Here is a 22,005-nt window from a genome sequence, read left to right as displayed (position 1 = left end):
ATTTCTTGTGTTAAATTAACTCAATGCTTGTTCTAAATCGGCGATTAAATCGTCGATATCTTCTACTCCTACACTTAGGCGCAAAAGGTTATCAGTTACACCCACTTTTTCACGTTCTTCTTTCGGAATAGAACCATGCGTCATGCTTACCGGGTGGTTGATCAAGGATTCTACACCACCTAGTGATTCTGCAAGGGTAAATACTTTGAAAGAAGAAGCGATTCTAAAGGTTTCCTGAAGGTCAGCACCTTTTAAAGTGATCGACACCATACCGCCAAAACCGCGCATTTGTTTTTTCGCGACGTCATGGTTAGGATGATCTTCAAAACCTGGCCAATAGATTTTATCTACTTTAGGATGGGTTTTAAGGAAACGTGCTACTTTTTCACCATTCTCACAATGTGCTTTCATACGTAAATGAAGGGTCTTAATTCCTCTCAATACTAAAAACGCATCCTGAGGTCCTGGTGTAGCACCACAAGCATTGTAAATAAACCAAAGGTCTTTGTACAATTGCTCATCATTCACTAATAAAGCACCCATAACTACATCAGAGTGACCTCCGATGTATTTAGTTACCGAATGCATCACAATGTCGGCACCCAGATCAATGGGATTCTGAAGATAAGGAGAAGCAAAAGTATTGTCTACCGTTAAAATCAGGTTTTTCGCTTTAGTGATTTTGGCAACACCTTCAATGTCGATGATCTGCATCGTCGGGTTTGTCGGCGTTTCAATCCATACCAATTTCGTTTTATCATTGATATATGGCAGCATATTTTCTGGCTTGGACAAGTCCAGGAAATGGAATTTAATGCCATATTTCGCATACACTTTAGTGAAGATCCGGTAAGAACCACCATAAAGGTCGTTTCCGGTGATCACCTCATCACCCGGCTGCAACAGTCTTAAAACTGTATCCGTAGCACCCATTCCACTTGAAAAAGCCAAACCATATTTAGCATTTTCCAAAGCAGCAAGACAATCTTCTAAAGCCTTACGTGTTGGATTGGTACCTCTTGAATATTCAAAACCCTGATGGTCACCAGGAGATTTTTGCCAATAGGTAGAAGTTTGATAAATTGGAGTCATTACTGCTCCTGTAGACGGGTCAGGTTCCTGACCTGCATGTATAGCTTTTGTTGCGAACTTCATAGGTTATTATTTTGTTCTGTTTCAGCCTTAAACTGATACCCCAGGTGTTTTCCTGTCGGGTAACCGCTTGCGGCCAACATGGATTGTTTCTGATTTAAAGTTACTTCTTTTATTTGCGCATAAGGTGGAATAATCAAATCCGAAGACAGACAGAACAAAATTGACCTTTCAATGATATCTGTCAGCGCTTCTTCAGTCACCAGGTTAGCGGAAAAATCCTGGTACAGGAAATCCAAAGCCCCTTCTCCTTCTACTAAAAAATGTTTCTCTTTATTGATGATCAGCCTTGCAATGAGCGAGCCTTCATCTGCCAGACGATTATACTTAATAGAATCTGCCAGGAAATTATGGATATAAATAGTGCCGCAATAACTTCTTGAAGGATCTTCTTTTACATAATTTGTTTGAAAAACCGAATGACCAGTGCCAAAGTTAAACACATTGCTGTGCATCGATACCACCATCATATCTCCGGAAAACTTCAGTTGTACTTCAAACTTATTGTTTTCTTTATAATCGATCTCTACCGAAGGATCTTTGGATTGATAATCGCTTTTCAATTTGCTGGCCGTCTTCATGAGCTGCTTCTTGAGCAGCTCAAAGACTTCCGTTGTATTTCTGTAAATGGCCTGTTTTAAAGAGGCTTTATTCTCAAATTCAGTCAGTATTTTCGCGTAGTTTTCTGTATCCATGGTTTAAATTTTATTTCCCCTAAAGCGCAAATACCTGATGATTAGTAGGCGCGAGCAAATAATACCCTTTGTTTAGATGGTTTACCTGAATAGATACAAACACCATCTTCCTGCTTATTGTTTAAAGGAATACACCTGATGGTTGCTTTTGTCTCCTCCTTAATTTTTTGTTCTGTTTCCGGAGTACCATCCCAGTGCGCAGATACGAATCCTGCTTTACCATCTAACAGTTCTTTCAGCTCATCATAAGAATTCGCTTCAGTAGTATGTTCTTCACGGTACTGGAATGCTTTATTGTAGATATTTGCCTGGATTTCATCCAATAACTGAACGATGAAAATATCAAGACCTTCCTGAGCTACAGTTTGTTTCTCTCTAGTGTCTCTACGCGCCAGTTCAACGGTGCCATTTTCTAAATCCCGTCCACCAATTGCTAAGCGGATCGGTACGCCTTTCAATTCATATTCTGCGAATTTGAATCCTGGACGCTGTGCTTCACGATCGTCATATTTCACTGATACGCCTAAACTTTTCAGTTTAGCAGATAATTCATCTACGAAGCTGGTGATGTTTTTCAGGTCTTCTTCATTTTTATGAATCGGAATGATCACCACTTGAATTGGTGCTAATTTAGGAGGCAATACCAAACCCGCATCATCACTATGTGCCATGATCAAAGCACCCATTAGACGCGTCGAAACCCCCCATGAGCTCGCCCATACGTGTTCGATTTTACCTTCTTTATTCGTGAATTTCACATCAAATGCTTTCGCGAAATTTTGTCCGAGGAAGTGTGAAGTACCTGCTTGTAAAGCTTTACCATCCTGCATTAATGCCTCAATACAATAAGTTTCTAAGGCGCCTGCAAAACGCTCATTTGGCGTTTTCATTCCTTTCACCACTGGCATAGCCATCCAGGTTTCCGCGAAATCAGCATATACATCCAGCATTTTCTCTGTTTCTTCTACCGCTTCCTGTGCAGTAGCGTGTGCAGTATGCCCTTCCTGCCATAAAAATTCAGTAGTACGCAGGAACAGACGCGTACGCATTTCCCAGCGCACCACATTTGCCCATTGGTTGATCAGCAAAGGCAGATCACGGTAGGATTGAATCCAGCCTCTGTAAGTATTCCAAATGATCGTTTCAGAAGTTGGTCTTACAATTAATTCTTCTTCCAGTTTCGCCGTTTCATCCACGATAATGTTTCCATTTCCGTCATTTTTAAGGCGATAATGTGTGACTACGGCACATTCAGTGGCAAAACCTTCCACGTGTGACGCTTCCTTAGAAAAATATGACTTAGGAATGAATAAAGGAAAATAAGCGTTACTATGTCCTGTATCTTTAAACTTTTTGTCTAAAACCGCCTGTATTTTCTCCCAAATGGAGTATCCGTAGGGTTTAATCACCATACATCCTTTAACAGAGGAGTGCTCTGCCAGATCGGCTTTCATAACAATGTCGTTATACCACTGCGAATAATCTTCATTTTTACTTGTAATACCTTTGCTCATAACTATTTGGAATGTTTTTTGTGTAACTTTGCTTGAAATGTAGACTACAAATTTATAAATTTATAGCCGACAAAAAAGCGTGTGACACACAAACAACACATATAGTTATGAAACCTAGACATTTATTCACCAGTATGCTGGCTGTGACAACCATAGTTGTTGCTTCCTGCTCTGCGCCAAGGTATGCGCAGCAAGGTGCCCAAGCGGATGATGTGTACAACTCTAATGTTAAAGCACAGATTTATACCCCACAACCAAAAGTAGTGGCACAACAAGAGTATTACGATTCAAATGATGAATATTACGGTACAAGTGATCCTTATTATGACATGGATTACTCTTCCCGTATCAATAGGTTTTCTTACGCAAGTCCATGGAGATCATACTACGATCCTTATTTTGACGGTGGCTTCGGTTACGGCGGATATGGTTATGGCGGCGGACTTTCTTTAGGGCTTAGCTTTGGCTCTGCATGGGGCAATCCATATTATGGATGGGGCGGTGGCTTCGGTTACAACCCATGGTACCCAGGATGGGGCAGCGGTTTTTATCCAGGTTGGGGCGGTGGCTTCTATCCAGGATGGGGCGGCGGTTTCTATCCAGGATGGGGTGGCGGCATCATCATTGGTGGTGGCAACAGGTATAACAATGCCCCAAGACCATCAAGAACCATGAACGACAGAAATTATGCCAATGGCAGTTCTTCAAGAGGTTCTGGAAATATGAGAAGCGACAGAAACGGAAACGTGATTTCACGTGGAAGCAGAGCCGATTCTTACCTTCCTAATAGAACACAGGGCGTTGGACAAGCACCAGGTTCTATCAGACCAGGACGTGTACAGTCAACTGATCAACAGGTCAGACCTGCAAGAGAAAGCTATAGACCACAGCAAAATGTGCCTACTTATACCCCATCACGTGGTGGAGATGCAGGTGGCAGATCTTCTGGCGGCGGCAGCGTCGGTGGTGGTGGCGGTAGATCTTCTAGAGGTGGAAGAGGCTAATCAGGTTCAATAATTATCATTCAGAAAACAAACATGAAAAAAATTCTATCCTCCTTAGTGGTTATAGTAACCACTACAGGTTCTTTATATGCTCAATACGCCCCTGATGCCCTGAGATTCTCTCAAACCAATTATGGCAGTACCGCCAGGTTTAAAAGTATGGGTGGTGCGCAGATTGGTGTAGGCGGCGACATGAGTTCATTAGGCGGCAACCCTGCAGGTCTTGGTTTATTCACTAAATCAGAATTTAGCTTTACACCCGAATTCAATATGATGAAAGGAAAAGCAGAATTTCTTGGAGAACAAACCAATTCTTCTAAAAACAGGCTGAACCTGAACAATGTTGGTGCAGTGTTTTTTAACCCAACGTTCAAACCTAAAGGAACAGATCCAAGTAAAGGCGTAGTGAGTACTGTATTTGGAGTAGGCTATAGCCGTAACAATGACTTTACTGCAAACTTCAAATTTAATGGTACCAATAACCAGAGTTCCATTAACAATTATTTTGCAGAAGAAGCCAACCGTTATGCTCCTGGGGATCCAACAACTTTGGATAACTACAGCATAGAGAAAATGGCTTATGATAACTATTTAATCAGCTATGTACCTGCTTCTGGTACGCAAAGTGATTATTACACTCCGACAACTACTGGTCCATACCGTCAGAGCCAATCAGAAATCAGAACCGGATCTACCTCAGAAATGAACGTAGCTGGTGCGCTGAACATTTCTAATAAGGTATATATTGGTGGTAGTTTGAATTTTGTGAGCACGAGATACGTAAGCGAGCGTTTATTTACGGAATCGGGATACAATAACAACCCGGAAATCAACAGTAACTACACTTCAACTTATCAGCTGAACTCTGATGTTAAAGGTTCAGGTTTCAATGCACGTTTAGGTATTATCGTTAGACCAGATGCAAACCTGCGTGTTGGTGCAACTTTCCAAACACCAACCTGGATGTATTTCGACGATGTTCAGGCGCACACTTTAACGACTAATTATGCTGCTGGCGGAAAGCCAGGTATTTTCAGCAATACCCCAGGTGTATCAGGCCTGACTTACCAATTGCGTACCCCATTAAAAGGATCGTTTGGTGCGAGTTATGTGATCGCTGGAAGAGCTTTAATTTCTGCAGATGTTGATTACATCGATTATTCTACCATCAAGTATTCACTTGATCAGGATAACAACCAGGGCGCAATCATGTCAGCAAACCAAAGCATCAAAGACAATTACCAAAGCACTGTTAATTATAGATTTGGTGCAGAATATAAAGTGGACAATGCCATCAGCTTAAGAGCTGGTTATGCCAACAATGGCAGCTACTCAAAAAATGATACGAAGTCATACTTTGCAACTAATGTATATTCAGGTGGTCTTGGATACCGTGTAGGTAATTATTCTTTAGACCTTGCTTACCAACGTATAGAAGGTAATGTAGACTTAGACAGCTACATCTTAAATAATTTCCAGGAGCCTGTTGCTAACATCAAAACCAGCAGAGACAATGTATTTTTAACGTTTGGTGTGAGGTTCTAATCTCCACAAAAACGATACTATATAATATAATAGGTATAAAAAAAGGGAAGCTGATCAGCTTCCCTTTTTTTATACCTCAAATTTAGAATTCAATAAATCTATCTCATTTGAATAAGATTAAAACCCAGTTGCCTTAAAAAGGCCCGAAAATCTTTCAATGTTCTTTTCTACCTGAGCGTCCTTAATCAATTCCGGTGCATGATGAGGCTTCTTACGCGCATCAATAATAACAGGACCTGTACAGCCCCAATGTTTGTTTGCGGTAAAAGCTCCGATCCCATGAATATCTACCGCAGGATTACTTCTTGTAAAGGTAATCCATACCAGATTGTTGATGTTTTCGGCAGTAAAGACGCTGTCATCGCATAAAACCATCAAGGCAATTTCTTCAAGATCCTGATCTTTCAATGCTGCATTCAAAACAGCGATCTCTTCTATTGCAGCAGCATGACTCCCATAAGCAGCAGCCTGAACTGCAAGTACCCCAGGAATCGCCAGTTGAGGAGTATGGAAGCCTTCTGGCAAGGTAAAGCCTGCAGGAACTACTTCCGACAATCTTCTGCGTACTGATCCAGCAGCTGCAAATACTACTTTAGAACCACTATTTAAGCCATCACCACTGTAATCTAGCGTATCAATCGTGGTATTGGTATGGAAGTGTAAATCCGTTTTAAAATCCATTCTGGACAACACGTGCTGCATAAAACGGGAAAGATCATGCGCATCTAAAGTCTCCTCATCTTCTCTGGCGGCAATGAACAGGTATTTAGCCAGACTCAGCTGGTTCTTGCCTAAAATATGATTGGCAATCGTCAGTATTTCCTGAGGTCTGCGCTCATTAAGAAATGGCGTATAACGTTCACTTCCTATCGCGAACAATAAAGGGTGAACCCCTGCTGCATCTACTGCGTTCAATTCTTTTAAACCATGGATCTCTTTCGGCAGGGCCGATCCGGCTATCTCATGAATCAAGGCACCAAAACTGGTATCCTCCTGCGGTGGTCTGCCCACTACAGTAAAAGACCAGATCGCATCCTTACGGTGGTACACATTGTGCACCTTCATTAAAGGAAATGGATGAGTTAAGCTATAATAGCCCAAATGATCCCCAAACGGCCCCTCAGGTTTATTTTCCTGTGGATAGACTGTACCAGTGATCACAAAATCAGCATCTGCAGAAATGCAGAACCCTTCTTCATCATAAAAATACCTGAACCTTCGGTTGCCCAAGGCACCAGCAAAAGTCATCTCTGAAAGACCTTCCGGCAAAGGCATTACTGCTGCCAATGGATGTGCCGGCGGCCCGCCTACAAAGATACTGACCTTTAAAGGCTGGCCCTTGGCATTGGCTTTCGACTGGTGTACACCAATTCCCCTATGTATCTGGTAATGTAATCCTATTTCTTTATCCTGGATATAATCATTACCGGCAAGCTGAATCCGGTACATGCCCAGGTTTGCATTCATAATACCCGGTTTGTCTATGTCTTCTGTATAAACCTGTGGCATGGTCACAAAAGGACCGCCATCCATAGGCCAGTTCACAATCTGCGGCAAAGCACTAATGGTGGTCTTACTAAATGTTGATTTAAAAGTTTGCTTAAGGGGTAAAGCGGTAAGCGCAGTCAGGGCAATTCCGGGAATCTGAAGCGGCTTCTTTATTGCACTCATAGGATCAAACTTCAATCCTACCAACTGCTCCACTTTATCCAGGCTATCCCTGAACATAAATTTTGAACGCTCCAGCGTACCGAATAAGTTGGATACCGCTGGAAAAGGACTTCCTTTCACCTTTTCAAAGAATAAAGCGGGTCCTTGCTGCTCGTAAACGCGCAAATGGATGGCCGCCATTTCCAGATATGGGTCAACTTCTTCTTTAATCCTGATTAAATGGCCGTGTTTTTCTAAATCGGCAACACATTCTGCTAAACTTTTATATCCCATTACCTACCAAAGGTATTAAACTATTGTTAGCTGGCCTAAAACCATGCGGTAGAAAAGCCGTAAATTACATTCCTTTTATAAAAAATAAAAGCTCCGCTGCTAGGGTAGCAGGCGAAGCAATTACGAATGGAGCGTTCCATAACCTTGAATAACTATAATAGGATCTCTAAAAAAAATTGTTATAAAATATTTCACAATAAATACAACAACGATTAATGAGAGACAATACGTTTACATTTTTGACAAAAGTAAGAGTGAAACATTATGAATTAGTAAAATTTTAGGTCTAAAGAGTACAACATTATAATCTTACACCCAGTTTTAACTATTTTGCAGACGCAAACTCTAACCTCTTTCATGTTAACACCTCTTCCCCATCAAAAAAAGCCGGATCAAAAACATTTAGCTTCTGTATTTGAACGTTTAGATTATTTTTTCCAACTTCCTTCGGCTGCGAAAGCACAGCTCGCTGAAACCTGTTATGAAATTAGTGTAAAAAAGAATGAATACTTATTGAGAAAAGGGGATTACAGTTATTTCGTATACTTTATTATTGAAGGCATTCTAACGGGAGAGGCCACATCCGGAAAACAAGTGATCACCAGTTTTATTTGTGTCCAGGGAGAATTTGTATCTGCCATCGAAGGAATTTACGGTATTGTTCCTGCTACAGAAGACATTAAGGCAGCAGAAGATGCTTTACTGCTCGGTATACATGTGGATGATCTGGAAAAGCTAACAACAGATTTCCCTGAAATGCACATTGTGATGAGGAAAGTGATGGAGCTTTATTATAAGATTGCACACCACAGGTCTGTATTTTTCCGGATCGGCACTGCATCAGATAAATATGCAGATTTCTTAAATAACTACCCGCATCATGCCACACGCATCCCCATGGAACTCGTGGCTTCTTACCTCAACATAAAAATCACCACCCTAAAGAAAATCGCGAGTGCTTATCATAAAAAAGGAGATGAAGCACAACTGTCGAAAGATAGTATCATTGCTTACCTGGAAGAACACCATCCCTACCGCCAGAAAAAATTGACACTGGCACAATTGGCACAAATGCTAAAAGTGAGTTCGCATACCTTATCACACTTACTCAATTTATACTTCCAGCAAAATTTCAGTCATTTTATCAATACTTATCGCGTCAGCTACATTTTAGCACAGCTCCAAAGTAAAGGACACAAGCAATACAGTCTGGATGGTTTAGGTTCTGAAGCCGGATTTTCTTCCCGCAGCTCTTTCTTTTACGAGTTTAAAAAACAAAAAGGAACTACTCCACACAATTACTTGCAGCAATGCAGCAGTCCTGAGCTTAAATAAAAAAAGCCACTCCCTGAATATCCTGGAAGTGGCTGTTAGACCATTAGGGGGAATGATCAATTATTTTTTACCGCAGAAAGAGCGTAACATCCAGGTATTTTTTTCCTTAAACTGCATGAATCTATTCACCATGTCGTTCGTACCATCATCGCCTGCTTTATCTGTCGCCTCTAATAAATCGCGCTCCATCTGAATTAACTTCGCCATATCGGCTAAAATCTCTTCTACCATATCCATGTCTTTCATGCCAATGGTATCCACTTCTTTAAGTGTAGACTCTTTTATATAATCCGCGAAACGGCTATGCGGTGGTTTACCTAGCGTAAGGACACGCTCGGCGATTTCGTCAATGGTTAACTGTGCATTGGTATATAACTCTTCAAATTTAATATGTAAAGTGAAGAAGTTCTGACCTTTTACATTCCAGTGACAACCTCTTAATTTCTGGTAATGTACGTGATAATTAGCTAGATAGTCGTTAAGCATATCCACTACAGGTCTCACTTCTTTCTCATTTAAACTGATTTCTTTTGCGTCCATAGTATATATTGTTTTATTTTTGTCCGATTATAGGGTATTGCCTATACAACAACACGAAAATTAAATGGTTTTGAAAAATGTTATTTTGACGGACAATACCCCTTTAGAATCGACGTTAAATATTCAAAATTTCCGCTTTCTTTTATTATTCGTATAATTGCTCATTAAATTTAACAGGGACATTAATGTATAAATATTATATAGTATCGTTATTTGCAGTGCTTTTAAAATTACCCACTGCCAATGCCAATACCAATACAAGGGATTCTATAGGAGTAGAAAACCGGAATGGTAAAAAGTTAATTATCCATGAGGTAGCTGCTAAAGACACTTATTATGCCATCGGCAGAAGATATAATGTGACACCGAAAGACATCATGACTTTCAACGATAACAAATTCCTACAGATTGGTGTCATCATTAAAGTACCTACAAATATCCCTTTTACAGGGCCTGCAGCAGAGAAAAACCCACTAAATGCCGCCCATAAAAATGTCATTCCGAAAAAGAATGAAAACACAGATCCTGATGGCATCTTCATAGAACATATTGTTCAGAAAAAAGAAAACCTGGGTATGCTGGCGAAGAAATACAACACCACAGTGGAGGAGATCAAAAAAATCAACAACCTCAAAACCATCAACCTGTCTATCGGACAAGTATTAAAAATGCCGGCAAATGAAGGTGCAGAAACTGAGCAAACCACAACACCAGCTACCGTTGCCCCAGCAGTTGTTGCTCAGCAGCCAGTTAAAATAGAAAAAACAGTTCCCGCAGATACGAAGAAGAAAGAAGAAATTCTGATTCCTATTTTCCCAAAAAAACAACCGAACCCGGCTGCAGCAGTTCAAAATCAACCCGCAGCAGTCCATGTTCCTGACGATAGTTCAGCAGACTTTATCGAGCATACTGTAGCCTCTAATGAAACGCTTTACTCCATTGCGACCCGTTACAAGTTATCAATGGACCAGGTAAAAGCTAAAAATAACCTGACTGGTTACTCTTTAAGAGTAGGTCAGAAACTACTGATTAAAGGACAATACCCACAAAAACCAGCTCCATCGGCAAACCACCAGCCGGAGAATCCAGTGGATACTTTGAACTCTATAAAAAATCCGTCATTAAGATTGCCGGCCAGCAGATACGGCTTAAACCAAATGGACGAAAAAGGAACAGGAATATGGATTGCAGATCCGGATCTTGATCCCTCAAAAATGTTAGTATTACATCGCAGTGCACCAATTGGAACGGTTATGAAAATTACCAACCCGATGAGCAATAGGTCTACCTTTGCAAAGGTAGTGGGTAAATTCACCGAAAATGAATCTACTAAAGATGTGATCATTGTGATGACTAAAGCAGTAGCGGACGCGTTGGGTGCTATAGATAAAAGATTTTTTTGTAATTTAACGTACGGTGGACAAGATAATGAACAATAAGCCATTTATCATTGGTATTGCGGGGGGAAGTGGTTCCGGTAAAACCTTTTTTTTAAATTGTTTCTTACATCATTTTAAGAACGATGAAGTAACCCTGGTTTCTCAGGATGACTATTACATTCCTGTGGGCGAATTGAGCCAGGAAGAAAACAAACTTTACAATTTCGACCTGCCATCAACCATTGATGATCAGCAGTTCCTCTTGGACATCAAGAAATTGATCAAAGGAGAAGTGATTTATAAAAAGGAGTACAATTTTAACAATCCTTTGGCCATCACTAAAATTCTGGAAATCAATCCTGCTCCAATCATTATTGTAGAGGGACTTTTCATTCTCCATTTCAAAGAAATTGCAGCCTTATTAGACCACCGCATCTTTGTAGAAGCAGAAGAATCTGTTGCTTTAGCTCGCCGCATTAAACGCGATGGTATGGAAAGAGGATATCCGGAAGATGATGTCGCTTATAAATGGCACAACCACGTGGTTCCTGCTTATAAAGAGTTCTTATTTCCTTACAGAGAGGCTTGTGATCAATTGGTCACCAATAATTTCAATACTCCTGATGACATCATCAAAATCACAGAGGAAATCTCTGCAGATTTAAAAGTAAAATACTGCAAACACAAAGCAGAGTAAAAAAAAGGGACGCCAGAAGCGTCCCTTTTTTTAGGATAAGATATCCTGACTTGATATCTTCGTTTTAGTCTTAGCTTAAAATCATCTCTGGCACGTCATCATCTGCAAATAACTTACCCTTTGTAGCTTGTCTGATGTAATCCACACTGACCCCTGGTGCTCTTTCGATCAGTTTAAACCCACCTCCAGGCAATACATCCAGCACCGCCAGTTCTGTGACGATTTTCTTGATACACTTTACCCCGGTCAGCGGTAAAGTGCAATTTGGCAATAACTTACTTTCTCCGGCTTTATTGACGTGCTGCATGGCCACAATGATGTTCTTTGCAGAAGCCACCAAATCCATCGCACCGCCCATTCCTTTTACCATTTTCCCAGGAATCTTCCAGTTGGCGATATCCCCATTCTCTGAAACTTCCATAGCGCCTAAAATCGTCAGGTCAATCTTCTGACTCCTGATCATGCCGAAACTTAGGGCCGAATCAAATATAGAAGAACCTGGCAAGGTGGTGATCGTTTGCTTTCCTGCATTGATCAGGTCAGCATCCTCTTCTCCTTCAAAAGGAAAAGGGCCCATTCCCAGCAATCCATTCTCCGACTGCAGCACCACATTGATGCCTTCCGGGATATAATTGGCCACTAGTGTAGGAATACCAATCCCTAAATTCACATAAAAACCATCTTTAATTTCTCTTGCGATACGTTTCGCAATTCCGTCTTTATCCAACATATAAATGATTATTTTTTTGTTCTAACTGTACGCTGCTCAATTCTTTTTTCATAATTGGCGCCTTGAAAAATGCGGTGAACGAATACACCTGGCGTATGAATCTGATCTGGATCCAGCTCCCCTGCTTCTACCAGCTCTTCCACTTCTGCAATGGTGATTTTTCCGGCCATGGCCATAACCGGATTAAAGTTCCTGCTCGTCGATCTAAAGATCAAATTACCGGCAGTATCTCCTTTCCATGCTTTTACAATGGCAAAATCTGCATCAAAAGCATATTCCATCAGGTAATCTTTGCCATTAAAGTTTCTAACCTCCTTGCCTTCGGCTACCTCAGTGCCTACTCCCGCAGGGGTAAAAATTGCAGGCATTCCGTATCCGGCAGCCATGCATCTTGTGGCCAGTGTGCCCTGTGGAATCAGTTCAACTTCCAGCTCGCCGCTCAGCAATTGACGCTCAAATTCCGCGTTCTCGCCTACATAAGAAGAAATCATTTTTTTTACCTGGCGCTTTTGCAACATCAAGCCGATGCCAAAATCATCTACGCCAGCATTATTAGATATACATGTTAAATCCTTAACGCCCTTTTTTACCAGTGCGGTAATGCAATTCTCAGGAATCCCGCAAAGCCCAAAACCGCCGAGCATCAGGGTATTCCCATTCTCTATATCGCTGATGGCTTCATCAGCACCCGAAACTACTTTGTTGATCATATATATGGTTTTGCTACTAAATTATAGTATAAATCGTCTTCGAACAATTTATTTGGCGATTTCTATAATTTTATCATCCCCGCCATTGCTGGTGGTCAGATAGAGCTTTCCTTCCGGAGATTGACAAATGGCACGGAGGCGTCCAAACTGGTTGACTAAAAAATCTTTAGTCCCCTCAATCTTGTCGCCAGCAGCATTTAAACTCAGCTGTGTAAGCTTGGTTCCTTTCAAACTCAGCAGCAATAACGAGTTTTTCCATTGCGGGATATAATCAGAATTGTAATAAGAAAGACTGGAAGTGGCGATGGTAGGTGTCCAGGCAAACAAAGGCTCGACCACATCGTTTGCCGCGCAAAAACTTTGCTCGGCAGGCAGGTTACAAAAACCTTCCACATTTGGCCAGCCATAATTACGACCTTTGAGGATCAGGTTGACCTCATCATCATTATTGGGCCCATGTTCTGAGGCATAAATTTTATCGCCTACCTGGATCAATCCCTGAGGATTGCGGTGGCCAAAACTCCATAAAGGATTATTTGCAATGGGATTATCAGCAGGAATGCTGCCATCCAGATTCAACCGAAGGATTTTTCCAGATAAGGAGTTTTTATTCTGTGCATTGGCAGCGTTGCTGGCGTCACCTGTCGTAATGAATAATTTATGATCCTTGCTAATCATTAGCCTGGAGCCGTTATGGATGCTGGAGGCAGGGATTTGATCTATAATCGTGAATGGCGAAGCCAATCCGCCATTACTATAAGTAAAACGGACTACTTTTTCCAGATAGTTGCTCCCTGAACCATAATCATAGACCACATACACATAAGGATTTGCGGCAAAATTAGGGTCGAGCACCATGCCCAGCAAACCGCCTTCTCCATTAGAAACTACTTCAGAAATGTTGTGTAAAAGGGTAACTGCCCCCGTTTGAGGATTAACCCTGCTGATCTTCCCTCCCCTTTCTGTGATCCACAATTGCTGATCAGGGCCATAGATAATTTCCCATGGAAAGGCTAAACCGGCAGTCAGCACTTTTGTTTTCAATGCGGCATCAGGAAGTGGCGTATCAACGCTCGTAGATTTGCTTTTTTTACAGGCAGCAATGCTCAGCAAAACCGCCAAAGCACTGATCATCAATATTTTCATAGGACATTGCTTTATGATGATAACAAGCAATGTCCTGAATATGTTTAACTAATTGAAATACACGTAAGTAATTCCATCCCCGCCTCGATCGGCATGTTCATCTTCTACGCGGTTCACCTGACTGTATTTCCTCAGGTATTCACGAATCAGTTTCCTCAGGATACCGTCCCCTTTTCCATGAATGATTTTGATGAATGGAAAACCAAGCATGATGGACTTGTCCAGGTATTTCTCAACTTCATGCAAAGCATTCTCGCCACGCATTCCACGAAGATCCAGTTCAGCAGTAAAATTGCCAATTGCCTCCGAAATGCTGCCGGTATAAGAGTTGTTTTGAACTGCCTTTTTAGCTTGTTTATTACTGATTTTATACACTCTGTTTTTCTTCAAAACAGAACGTAAATCTCCTAAGGCCACCACCAGGTTGTCTCTGTTGATTTCCAGCACCTGTCCGGTAGTTTCACTATTGTTCAGCTGCACCCAATCTCCAACTTGGATTGGTGTATTTAAAGCCACTGCAACCTCAGGTTTCTTTTCTTCTTTCACCTGATTTTGAACCAATACCTTTTGCAGGTTTTGACGCAGCTGTTTCGTAACGATTTTATCAGCCTGCTTGTCTTTAATCTCTGCAATGGTATTTTCCACCAGTTTATTGGCGTTTTTGATGATCGCCTGTGCTTCCAGTTTCGCTTCTTTAATCAGCACCTTTTTGTTTTCATCTAAAAACAGTTTCAGCTTTTCATTTTCCGCAACCAGATTTTTTACCTTATTCTGCTGATTAGACAAATGCAGTTTCGTATCATAAATCTGCTTTTTCTCTCTTTCCAAATCTACCAGTAAGCTGTCAATCCGGTTCTGATTGGTTCCGGTTTTTGCCCTCGCCAGTTCCAGTACTTCTTTCTGCAGACCGATATTCTGAGCAATTTCAAAAGCATAAGAACTTCCTGGTTTACCCAGTTCTAAAACATACATTGGCTTCATACGGTCATTATCAAACAGCATAGAAGCATTTTCTAAGCCCGGAGTATTACCGGCAAAAAGTTTCAGGTTTGAATAGTGGGTCGTGATCACTCCCCTCACTTTCTTGTTGTTTAATACTTCCAATACTGCTTCTGCCATTGGCCCACCAAACTGCGGATCGGTACCTGTACCAAACTCATCAATCAGCACCATTGTTTTCGGCGTTGCATGCGCTACAAAATGTCTCATTTTGGTTAAATGCGCACTGTAAGTACTCAAATCACTTTCAATCGACTGGTCATCACCAATATCGGCGAAGATGTTTTCAAAAATTCCAACTTCACTGGACTCATGAACAGGAATGAGTAAACCTGATTGCACCATCAGCTGTAATAAGCCAACCGTTTTCATACAAACCGACTTTCCACCTGCATTCGGACCGGAAACTAAGACAATCCTCAGCTCATCGGTCATGTGCACATTTAAAGGAACTACTGTCTTTTTATCTTCTTTAAAAGAAAGATACAACAGCGGATGCCTCGCATTGATCAGTTTCAGTCTGGCTTCTTTCACCAATACCGGCATATCCGCCTCTATATCAATTGAAAACAAAGCCTTAGCCCGCACAAAGTCTAACTTGGTCAAGAAACCATGGTACGACAATAATAAAGGCGTATAAGGTCTTAAATCTGTAGTCAGCGCGATCAGGATCTTAATGATCTCTCTGCGCTTATCAAATTCCAGGTCTCTCAGTTTATTGTTCAGTGTAAACACCTCTTCCGGCTCCATATAAACCGTTTGCCCGGAAGCAGACTCATCATGAATGAAACCTTTGAGTTTTCTTTTATTCTCAGCGAGAATAGGAATACACATCCTGCCATCTCTAATGGTTAAGCTGCCATCTGCTACCCAATTGTTGCCAACTGCGGTTTTATAAATGGAATCCATCCGCTTTCTGACATCCTGCTCCGCCTTGGCGATATCACCAATGATCTGTTGCAGTGTACTGGAAGCATTGGGCTTGATTTTCCCTTTCGGATCCAGCACCATTTCAATTCTTTTCAGGATATTTTTCTCTACCGGAAGGTGTTCCAATAAAGCTTCCAGATTCGGATATACTTCTTTTCTTTCTTCAAAAAAACGAAGTACTGAAAATACCGTAACCAGGGAAGCATACATCTGATGCAGTTCTTCCTCTACCAGGTAAGTACCTTCTACTTTAATTTTATCAGCTAAAGATTTAATGTCAAAAAATGTACTGATCTGCAATGGTTCCTGATTTTCCAGGATGCTTTTAAATTCATGAGTTTGACGCAAAAATTTATTGATCTGGTCATACTTCGTCATGACCTGCATTTTATCCACCATTTGCTGTCCCATCGGACTCAAACAGTGCTTATGTATAAGTTGTCGGACCTCACTGAAACCCAAACGCTCTAAACAATTCTCCGGATATAACATACTTATAATTCTAATTTGGGTACTTAAAAACCATCTTCGGCTGGATGAATTCCATAGCCTTTTTCGTGGTATCCTGCAGGCTCGTCGTATCCTTCAGCAAGAAGCGGATCTTATAATCCGGTGATTTCTTGGCGATGGAATCAGCCGACAGTTTTAATTGTAATTCTAATTTATTTTTCTCGTTTTTCAGTGAGTCTGCTTTCGTAATGACATCCTTTTGTTTGCTTAAATCATCTACCACCTTGGTATAGATGTCGGCCAGCAGCTGAGGATTATTGTTATAATAGGTCATGCTCTTCGCTAAAACCGCAGAGTCAATCCCATATTTCGTATAAATCCCTTTGTAGAATGAACTGGCCACCTTTTTTGCTGAGTCCAGGACCGGAATTGCAGACACATAGCCATCTACCACATGGATATCGCTCAATACGTCCGGCATTATGTCCGGTTGGATGATGTCTTTAGGAATCCCCGGTTTACAGGCAGAAAACAGTAAAAAAAAGGATAGTATATATAAAAAGTTTCTCATTATGCTTAAAACATCATTATTTCTTAGCCAAAGTTCGCTAAGGTTCTTAATTTTACCAAAAATACTGATAAATGAGTATAGCAGATAACTTATTAAAATATAAAAACGAATTGGATGAAGTTACGGTACAATTGATCGCCGTTTCAAAATACCAGGACGCCTCAGCAGTTTTGGAGGCTTATCACGCCGGACAAAGGGTGTTTGGAGAAAACATTGTGCAGGAACTGGTAGAAAAACAAGCCGAACTTCCAAAAGACATTGAATGGCACCTAATCGGCCATTTACAAACCAATAAGGTAAAATACATTGCCCCTTTTATCAGCTTGATTCAATCGGTAGACAGCCTGAAATTATTAATCGAGATCAATAAACAAGCAGCAAAAAACAAAAGAGTGATCGATTGTTTGCTACAGATTTATATTGCCGACGAGGATACTAAATTCGGTTTAGGCTATGATGAAGCAATTGATTTACTGCGTTCAGAAGAGTTTGCAGCGATGAAAAACGTTCGCATTGTCGGTTTAATGGGCATCGCCAGCAATAATGCGCAGGAGAAACAGACATTGGATGAATTCACAGAGCTGAAAGTACTTTTTGATGGCATCAAAGTAAGTTTCTTTAGAAAAGACGACAGCTTTAAAGAGCTTTCGATGGGCATGTCTGGAGATTATAAACTGGCTATTGAAGCAGGCAGCACCATGGTTCGCGTGGGCAGCAATATCTTTGGAAAAAGAAAAATTAAACACTGGAAAGAGGAAGCATAATGAATATAAACATCAGAGTGGCCACACAGCAGGATTGTCCGCGCTTATTAGAATTGATTCAAGAACTGGCCTTATATGAAAAAGCACCGGAAGAAGTAACCGTAACTTTAGCAGAATTTGAAGATGCTGGTTTTGGCTCGAATCCGGTATGGAATGCTTTCGTAGTAGAAAACGACCAGCTGATTATCGGCTTTGCGTTATATTACACCAGATATTCAACCTGGAAGGGCTGCAGATTATACCTGGAAGATTTCATCGTTACCGAAAGCTACAGAGGCAAAGGCATCGGAAAACTGCTTTTCGAAAGAGTGATGAAAGAGGCTAAAGACAAGAATTTTAATGGCATGAACTGGCAGGTGCTGGACTGGAATGAACCAGCCATCAACTTTTATAAAAAATATGAAGCGCAGCTGGATCCGGAATGGCTGAATGGTTCTTTTTCAAAGGAACAGCTTGAAAAATAAAAGAGTCGGCATAGCTTTTGAAATCAGTAGCGACAACGTTTTAAGTCCATAGTTATGGCCTAAATCGGGGATAAAAAGCCTTTTAAATCAACAATAGAAAACCTTTAAATCAATAGCAGATGAAAAAATTAGCAATATTACTAGTGGCCTTAAGCTTTGCAGCTTGCCAAAGTGAGAAAAAAGCAAGTGATCAGGAAGATTCCACACTTGTGGAAATGTCTGCTAATGATGGACTGAGTTTTAAATACGACAGCCTTAAAGTTTTCAGCAAGCCCAATCCTTCGGCGAAGACAAAAAGCACCGATACCACTTATGTTCGTCTGGTTTATCCTGTTTTTTCAAATCCGAAGCTCAACCAGCTGCTGGAACAAAAAACGGTGGAGGCCATGATCAATCCTGACGATAAAAAAGACCAGACTTACCAGCAGGTAGCGGATGCTTTTGTGAAAAACTATGAAAATCTGAGGGATACAGAAGGTACTGCAGCAGCCTGGTTCATAGATGCCGAAACCAAGGTGTTAACGGACCAGCCGGATTATTTAGGATTGGAACATAGCCTGGTCAATTATGCAGGTGGTGCCCATCCAAATAGCGCCATGGTATACTGGAACATCAACCCGAAAACCTTACAGGAAATCACCCTGGAATCACTCATCAATGAAGGCAGTATGCCTCAGCTGGTGGCCATTGGGGAAAAGATTTTCAGAAAAAACGAGAAATTAAGTCCAACAGCAAGCCTTAAAGACAATTATTTCTTTGAAAATGACAAGTTCGACCTGAACCGCAATTTTACGATTACTAAAGAAGGATTAAAATTCCTTTACAACCCATACGAAATTAAGGCCTACGCTTATGGCAGCACTGAATTGATCATTCCTTTCAGCGACTTAAAAACCATTGCCAGGCCAAATACTTTACTAAGTCCGACAAAATAACTATGCTCGTATTCAAATTTGGAGGCGCCTCTGTGAAAGATGCAGCTGGCGTCATCAACCTTGCGCAAATTGTTCGCCGCTACCCTAAAGAAAAATTATTGATCGTCATTTCTGCCATGGGCAAGATGACCAACAAACTGGAAGACCTTTATAAAGCTTACCTAAACGGGGAAGAAGAAAAGGTTCATGAAATTTTTGAAGCTGTAAAAGCTTATCATTTTAACATTATAGGCGATCTTTTTCCGAATCACCAGCACCCGATTTACAATGATGTAGCCAATACTTTTGTGGAGATCGACTGGTTAATTGAAGAAGAAATCACAGATAGTCCGGATTATATCTACGATCAGATCGTGTCGATCGGAGAAGTCATTTCTACTAAAATTGTTGCTGCGTATTTGGCAGAAACCGGTCTAAAAGCCAAATGGCTGGATGCCCGTAATTTTATCCAAACCGATAATAATTACCGGGAAGGAAATGTAAACTGGGAAAAAACAGAGGCAGCAGTACAGCAGGAACTCTTGCCTGTGCTGGATCACTTCATTGGCGTAACGCAAGGATTTATTGGTGGGACCAGTGAAAATTTCACCACTACCTTAGGTCGTGAAGGCTCTGATTATTCGGCAGCAATTTTCTCTTCCTGCCTGAATGCGGATTCTTTAACCATCTGGAAAGATGTTCCAGGCGTGTTAAACGCAGATCCAAAATGGTTTGACGAAACGGAACGTATCCCTCAACTCTCCTATCATGACGCCATAGAGCTGGCTTATTATGGAGCAACAGTGATCCACCCGAAAACCATTAAACCCATCCAGAATAAAAACATTCCACTTTTTGTACGCTCTTTCCTTCATCCGGAAGCAGAAGGAACGGACATTACGAATGCAGAAAACCAATTGCCAGTTCCTTCTTTTATCTTCAAGGTAAAGCAGGTGCTGATCTCTATTTTCCCTAAAGATTTCTCTTTCATTATCGAAGAAAACCTGAGTGATATTTTCAGCCTATTCCATAAGCACAAAGTGAAAATCAATACGATGCTCAACTCAGCCATCAGTTTTTCTGTGAGTATTGATGAGGATCCAGAGAAATTAAAAAAACTAATTGAGGAGCTTTCCGTTCAGTACAAAGTAAAATACAACACGGGTTTAGAGCTGGTCACCATCAGGTATTACAACCAGGAAACAATTGATCGTGTAACCGTTAACAAAAGCATTTTGCTGGAAGTTAAAAGCAGACACACTTGTCAGATTGTAATGAAAGACCGTAACCCTAGTTCTTAAATCCATTCCATTGAATAAAAATATTTTAGCCCCAGCAGTACAGGAATATATCAATAACCATTTAAATGGGGATGTATTTACCATTGCTATGGCTAAAAGTCCATTTCCGGAGGTCAGTTCGAAAGAACTGGCCAACCAGATTGCCGCGAAACAGAAAAGCGTCAAAAAACTCCCTACCTGGTATCAGCAGGAACTGATTTATTATCCAGCTTTACTGTCCATTGAGCAATGTTCTTCGGAGAGTACCGCCGCCTATAAATCCCGTTTAACGATTGGAGAAAGCCTGATTGACCTGACTGGCGGTTTTGGCGTCGACAGTCTTTTCTTTTCAAGGAAATTGAAATCAGTTACGCATTGTGAGCTCTATCCGGAGCTTTCTGAAATTGCAGCATACAATGCGCAGGTGCTAAAACAGTCTAACATGACGTTTTTAGCATTGGATGGCATTGCCTACCTTCAGGAAAATCAAGTCGCATTCGACAATATTTACATCGATCCAGCCAGAAGAAGCAGTATAGGCAAAGTGTTTATGCTCAAAGACTGTACACCAAATGTGGTGGAACACCTAGATCTTTTACTGTCGAAATCAAGAAGAATCATCATTAAAACTGCTCCTTTACTCGACCTCAGTGCCGGATTAAAGGAACTGAAAAACGTGAGCGAAATCCATGTAGTCAGTGTGAAAAACGAATGTAAAGAGTTGCTTTGGGTCCTAGAAAATCAACCTCCTGAACAAGTGAAAATCGTTTGTACAACACTAAATGAGCAAGAAAAAAACTTTAGCTTTTTCAAAGGAGAAGAGGATACAGAAGCCGAAATTCCAGAACTTGATTTACAGGAATACCTATACGAGCCAGATACCGCACTGTTAAAAGGCGGCGCATTCAACCTGATTGCCAGCAGATATGGCCTGCAGAAACTGCATTCACAAACACAGCTCTATACCTCTTCAAAGGTGATCAGCGATTTTCCTGGAAGAAGATTCAAAATCAATGGCCTTTTGACCCCTGCGGATCTTAAAAAAGAAAAAGACCTGAGAGGGAATGTGATTGCCAGAAATTACCGTGATAAAGCAGAACAGCTGGTCAAAAAGTACAAGATCAAACCTGATCAACATCGCTTTTTAATCTTTACGCAGAGTAAAAAACAAGGGTACCTGGTGATTGATGCCCATATTGAGGAACATTACTAAAGGCACGCCCTCCCTCCCATTTCTTAATA

The 22,005-nt window shown here is 41.0% G+C and carries 20 protein-coding genes; 10 read left to right on the top strand and 10 right to left on the bottom strand.

The window, feature by feature from the left end:
* Positions 1 to 15 precede the first annotated feature (15 nt).
* Genes K7X70_RS07125 through proS form a run of 3 tightly spaced genes read right to left on the bottom strand, consistent with a single transcriptional unit; the run spans position 16 to position 3,361 of the window.
* Positions 16 to 1,155: a cystathionine gamma-synthase gene (locus K7X70_RS07125; RefSeq protein ID WP_222536389.1), complete on the bottom strand. Its 1,140-nt coding sequence runs from the start codon at positions 1,153 to 1,155 to the stop codon at positions 16 to 18.
* Positions 1,152 to 1,847, bottom strand: coding sequence for a hypothetical protein (locus K7X70_RS07120; RefSeq protein WP_222536388.1), 696 nt, complete (start codon positions 1,845 to 1,847; stop codon positions 1,152 to 1,154). Before K7X70_RS07120 ends, K7X70_RS07125 begins: the two co-directional genes overlap by 4 nt.
* A gap of 41 nt (positions 1,848 to 1,888) precedes the next feature.
* Positions 1,889 to 3,361 carry a proline--tRNA ligase gene (gene proS, locus K7X70_RS07115; protein ID WP_062547510.1) on the bottom strand — a complete coding sequence of 491 codons (1,473 nt, stop codon included), beginning with the start codon at positions 3,359 to 3,361 and terminating at the stop codon, positions 1,889 to 1,891.
* 107 nt (positions 3,362 to 3,468) lie between these two features.
* Here proS and K7X70_RS07110 point away from each other — a divergent pair, with 107 nt between their 5' ends.
* Together K7X70_RS07110 and K7X70_RS07105 are read left to right on the top strand one after the other, a co-directional pair.
* Positions 3,469 to 4,365, top strand: a complete 897-nt coding sequence (locus K7X70_RS07110; protein ID WP_222536387.1) for a hypothetical protein — start codon at positions 3,469 to 3,471, stop codon at positions 4,363 to 4,365.
* A 33-nt stretch (positions 4,366 to 4,398) separates the two neighbouring features.
* Positions 4,399 to 5,910, top strand: a complete 1,512-nt coding sequence (locus K7X70_RS07105; RefSeq protein WP_222536386.1) for an OmpP1/FadL family transporter — start codon at positions 4,399 to 4,401, stop codon at positions 5,908 to 5,910.
* A gap of 117 nt (positions 5,911 to 6,027) precedes the next feature.
* On the opposite strand, the gene K7X70_RS07100 is transcribed toward K7X70_RS07105, so the two are convergent.
* A complete protein-coding gene (locus K7X70_RS07100; RefSeq protein ID WP_222536385.1) occupies positions 6,028 to 7,854 on the bottom strand; it encodes a UbiD family decarboxylase in 1,827 nt (608 codons plus the stop codon).
* A gap of 357 nt (positions 7,855 to 8,211) precedes the next feature.
* On the opposite strand from K7X70_RS07100, the gene K7X70_RS07095 reads away from it, so the two are divergent.
* Positions 8,212 to 9,189 carry a helix-turn-helix domain-containing protein gene (locus K7X70_RS07095; RefSeq protein WP_222536384.1) on the top strand — a complete coding sequence of 326 codons (978 nt, stop codon included), beginning with the start codon at positions 8,212 to 8,214 and terminating at the stop codon, positions 9,187 to 9,189.
* Between the two features lie 60 nt (positions 9,190 to 9,249).
* Here K7X70_RS07095 and K7X70_RS07090 read toward each other — a convergent pair whose 3' ends face one another.
* On the bottom strand, positions 9,250 to 9,729 hold the full coding sequence (locus K7X70_RS07090; RefSeq protein WP_222536383.1) for a Dps family protein: 480 nt from the start codon (positions 9,727 to 9,729) through the stop codon (positions 9,250 to 9,252).
* Positions 9,730 to 9,914: 185 nt separating this feature from the next.
* On the opposite strand from K7X70_RS07090, the gene K7X70_RS07085 reads away from it, so the two are divergent.
* Both K7X70_RS07085 and K7X70_RS07080 read left to right on the top strand, forming a co-directional pair.
* Positions 9,915 to 11,168: a LysM peptidoglycan-binding domain-containing protein gene (locus tag K7X70_RS07085; RefSeq protein WP_222536382.1), complete on the top strand. Its 1,254-nt coding sequence runs from the start codon at positions 9,915 to 9,917 to the stop codon at positions 11,166 to 11,168.
* Positions 11,158 to 11,805: a uridine kinase family protein gene (locus K7X70_RS07080; RefSeq protein ID WP_222536381.1), complete on the top strand. Its 648-nt coding sequence runs from the start codon at positions 11,158 to 11,160 to the stop codon at positions 11,803 to 11,805. Before K7X70_RS07085 ends, K7X70_RS07080 begins: the two co-directional genes overlap by 11 nt.
* 70 nt (positions 11,806 to 11,875) lie before the next feature.
* Here K7X70_RS07080 and K7X70_RS07075 read toward each other — a convergent pair whose 3' ends face one another.
* The 5 genes from K7X70_RS07075 to K7X70_RS07055 are packed head-to-tail and all read right to left on the bottom strand — an operon-like array spanning position 11,876 to position 17,341.
* Complete coding sequence (locus K7X70_RS07075; protein ID WP_222536380.1) at positions 11,876 to 12,535, bottom strand: CoA transferase subunit B; 660 nt, start codon at positions 12,533 to 12,535, stop codon at positions 11,876 to 11,878.
* An 8-nt stretch (positions 12,536 to 12,543) separates the two neighbouring features.
* The gene (locus K7X70_RS07070; RefSeq protein ID WP_222536379.1) at positions 12,544 to 13,245 is read right to left on the bottom strand and encodes a CoA transferase subunit A; all 702 of its coding nucleotides are present in this window, start codon (positions 13,243 to 13,245) and stop codon (positions 12,544 to 12,546) included.
* Positions 13,246 to 13,293: 48 nt separating this feature from the next.
* Complete coding sequence (locus tag K7X70_RS07065; RefSeq protein WP_222536378.1) at positions 13,294 to 14,391, bottom strand: PQQ-dependent sugar dehydrogenase; 1,098 nt, start codon at positions 14,389 to 14,391, stop codon at positions 13,294 to 13,296.
* A gap of 48 nt (positions 14,392 to 14,439) precedes the next feature.
* Entirely contained in the window at positions 14,440 to 16,812 is a 2,373-nt protein-coding gene (locus K7X70_RS07060) for an endonuclease MutS2 (RefSeq protein WP_222536377.1), read from the bottom strand.
* A 10-nt stretch (positions 16,813 to 16,822) separates the two neighbouring features.
* Entirely contained in the window at positions 16,823 to 17,341 is a 519-nt protein-coding gene (locus K7X70_RS07055) for a DUF4296 domain-containing protein (RefSeq protein WP_222536376.1), read from the bottom strand.
* A 71-nt stretch (positions 17,342 to 17,412) separates the two neighbouring features.
* Here K7X70_RS07055 and K7X70_RS07050 point away from each other — a divergent pair, with 71 nt between their 5' ends.
* The 5 genes from K7X70_RS07050 to K7X70_RS07030 all read left to right on the top strand — a co-directional run bounded on the left by K7X70_RS07050 (position 17,413) and on the right by K7X70_RS07030 (position 21,976).
* The gene (locus K7X70_RS07050; protein ID WP_222536375.1) at positions 17,413 to 18,105 is read left to right on the top strand and encodes a YggS family pyridoxal phosphate-dependent enzyme; all 693 of its coding nucleotides are present in this window, start codon (positions 17,413 to 17,415) and stop codon (positions 18,103 to 18,105) included.
* A complete protein-coding gene (locus tag K7X70_RS07045) occupies positions 18,105 to 18,569 on the top strand; it encodes a GNAT family N-acetyltransferase (RefSeq protein ID WP_222536374.1) in 465 nt (154 codons plus the stop codon). The genes K7X70_RS07050 and K7X70_RS07045 overlap by 1 nt, the downstream gene beginning before the upstream one ends.
* 119 nt (positions 18,570 to 18,688) lie before the next feature.
* Entirely contained in the window at positions 18,689 to 19,504 is an 816-nt protein-coding gene (locus tag K7X70_RS07040; protein WP_222536373.1) for a DUF3298 and DUF4163 domain-containing protein, read from the top strand.
* A 2-nt stretch (positions 19,505 to 19,506) separates the two neighbouring features.
* Complete coding sequence (locus K7X70_RS07035) at positions 19,507 to 20,784, top strand: aspartate kinase (protein ID WP_222536372.1); 1,278 nt, start codon at positions 19,507 to 19,509, stop codon at positions 20,782 to 20,784.
* A 10-nt stretch (positions 20,785 to 20,794) separates the two neighbouring features.
* The gene (locus tag K7X70_RS07030) at positions 20,795 to 21,976 is read left to right on the top strand and encodes a THUMP-like domain-containing protein (protein ID WP_222536371.1); all 1,182 of its coding nucleotides are present in this window, start codon (positions 20,795 to 20,797) and stop codon (positions 21,974 to 21,976) included.
* The last annotated feature ends 29 nt before the right edge of the window (positions 21,977 to 22,005 follow it).

Origin of the sequence: Pedobacter polysacchareus, from assembly GCF_019802255.1 — a bacterium.
Taxonomy (GTDB): Bacteria; Bacteroidota; Bacteroidia; order Sphingobacteriales; family Sphingobacteriaceae; genus Pedobacter; species Pedobacter polysacchareus.
The sequence above is the reverse complement of the archived record's forward strand: the minus strand, read 5'-3'. Positions and strand labels throughout refer to the sequence as shown.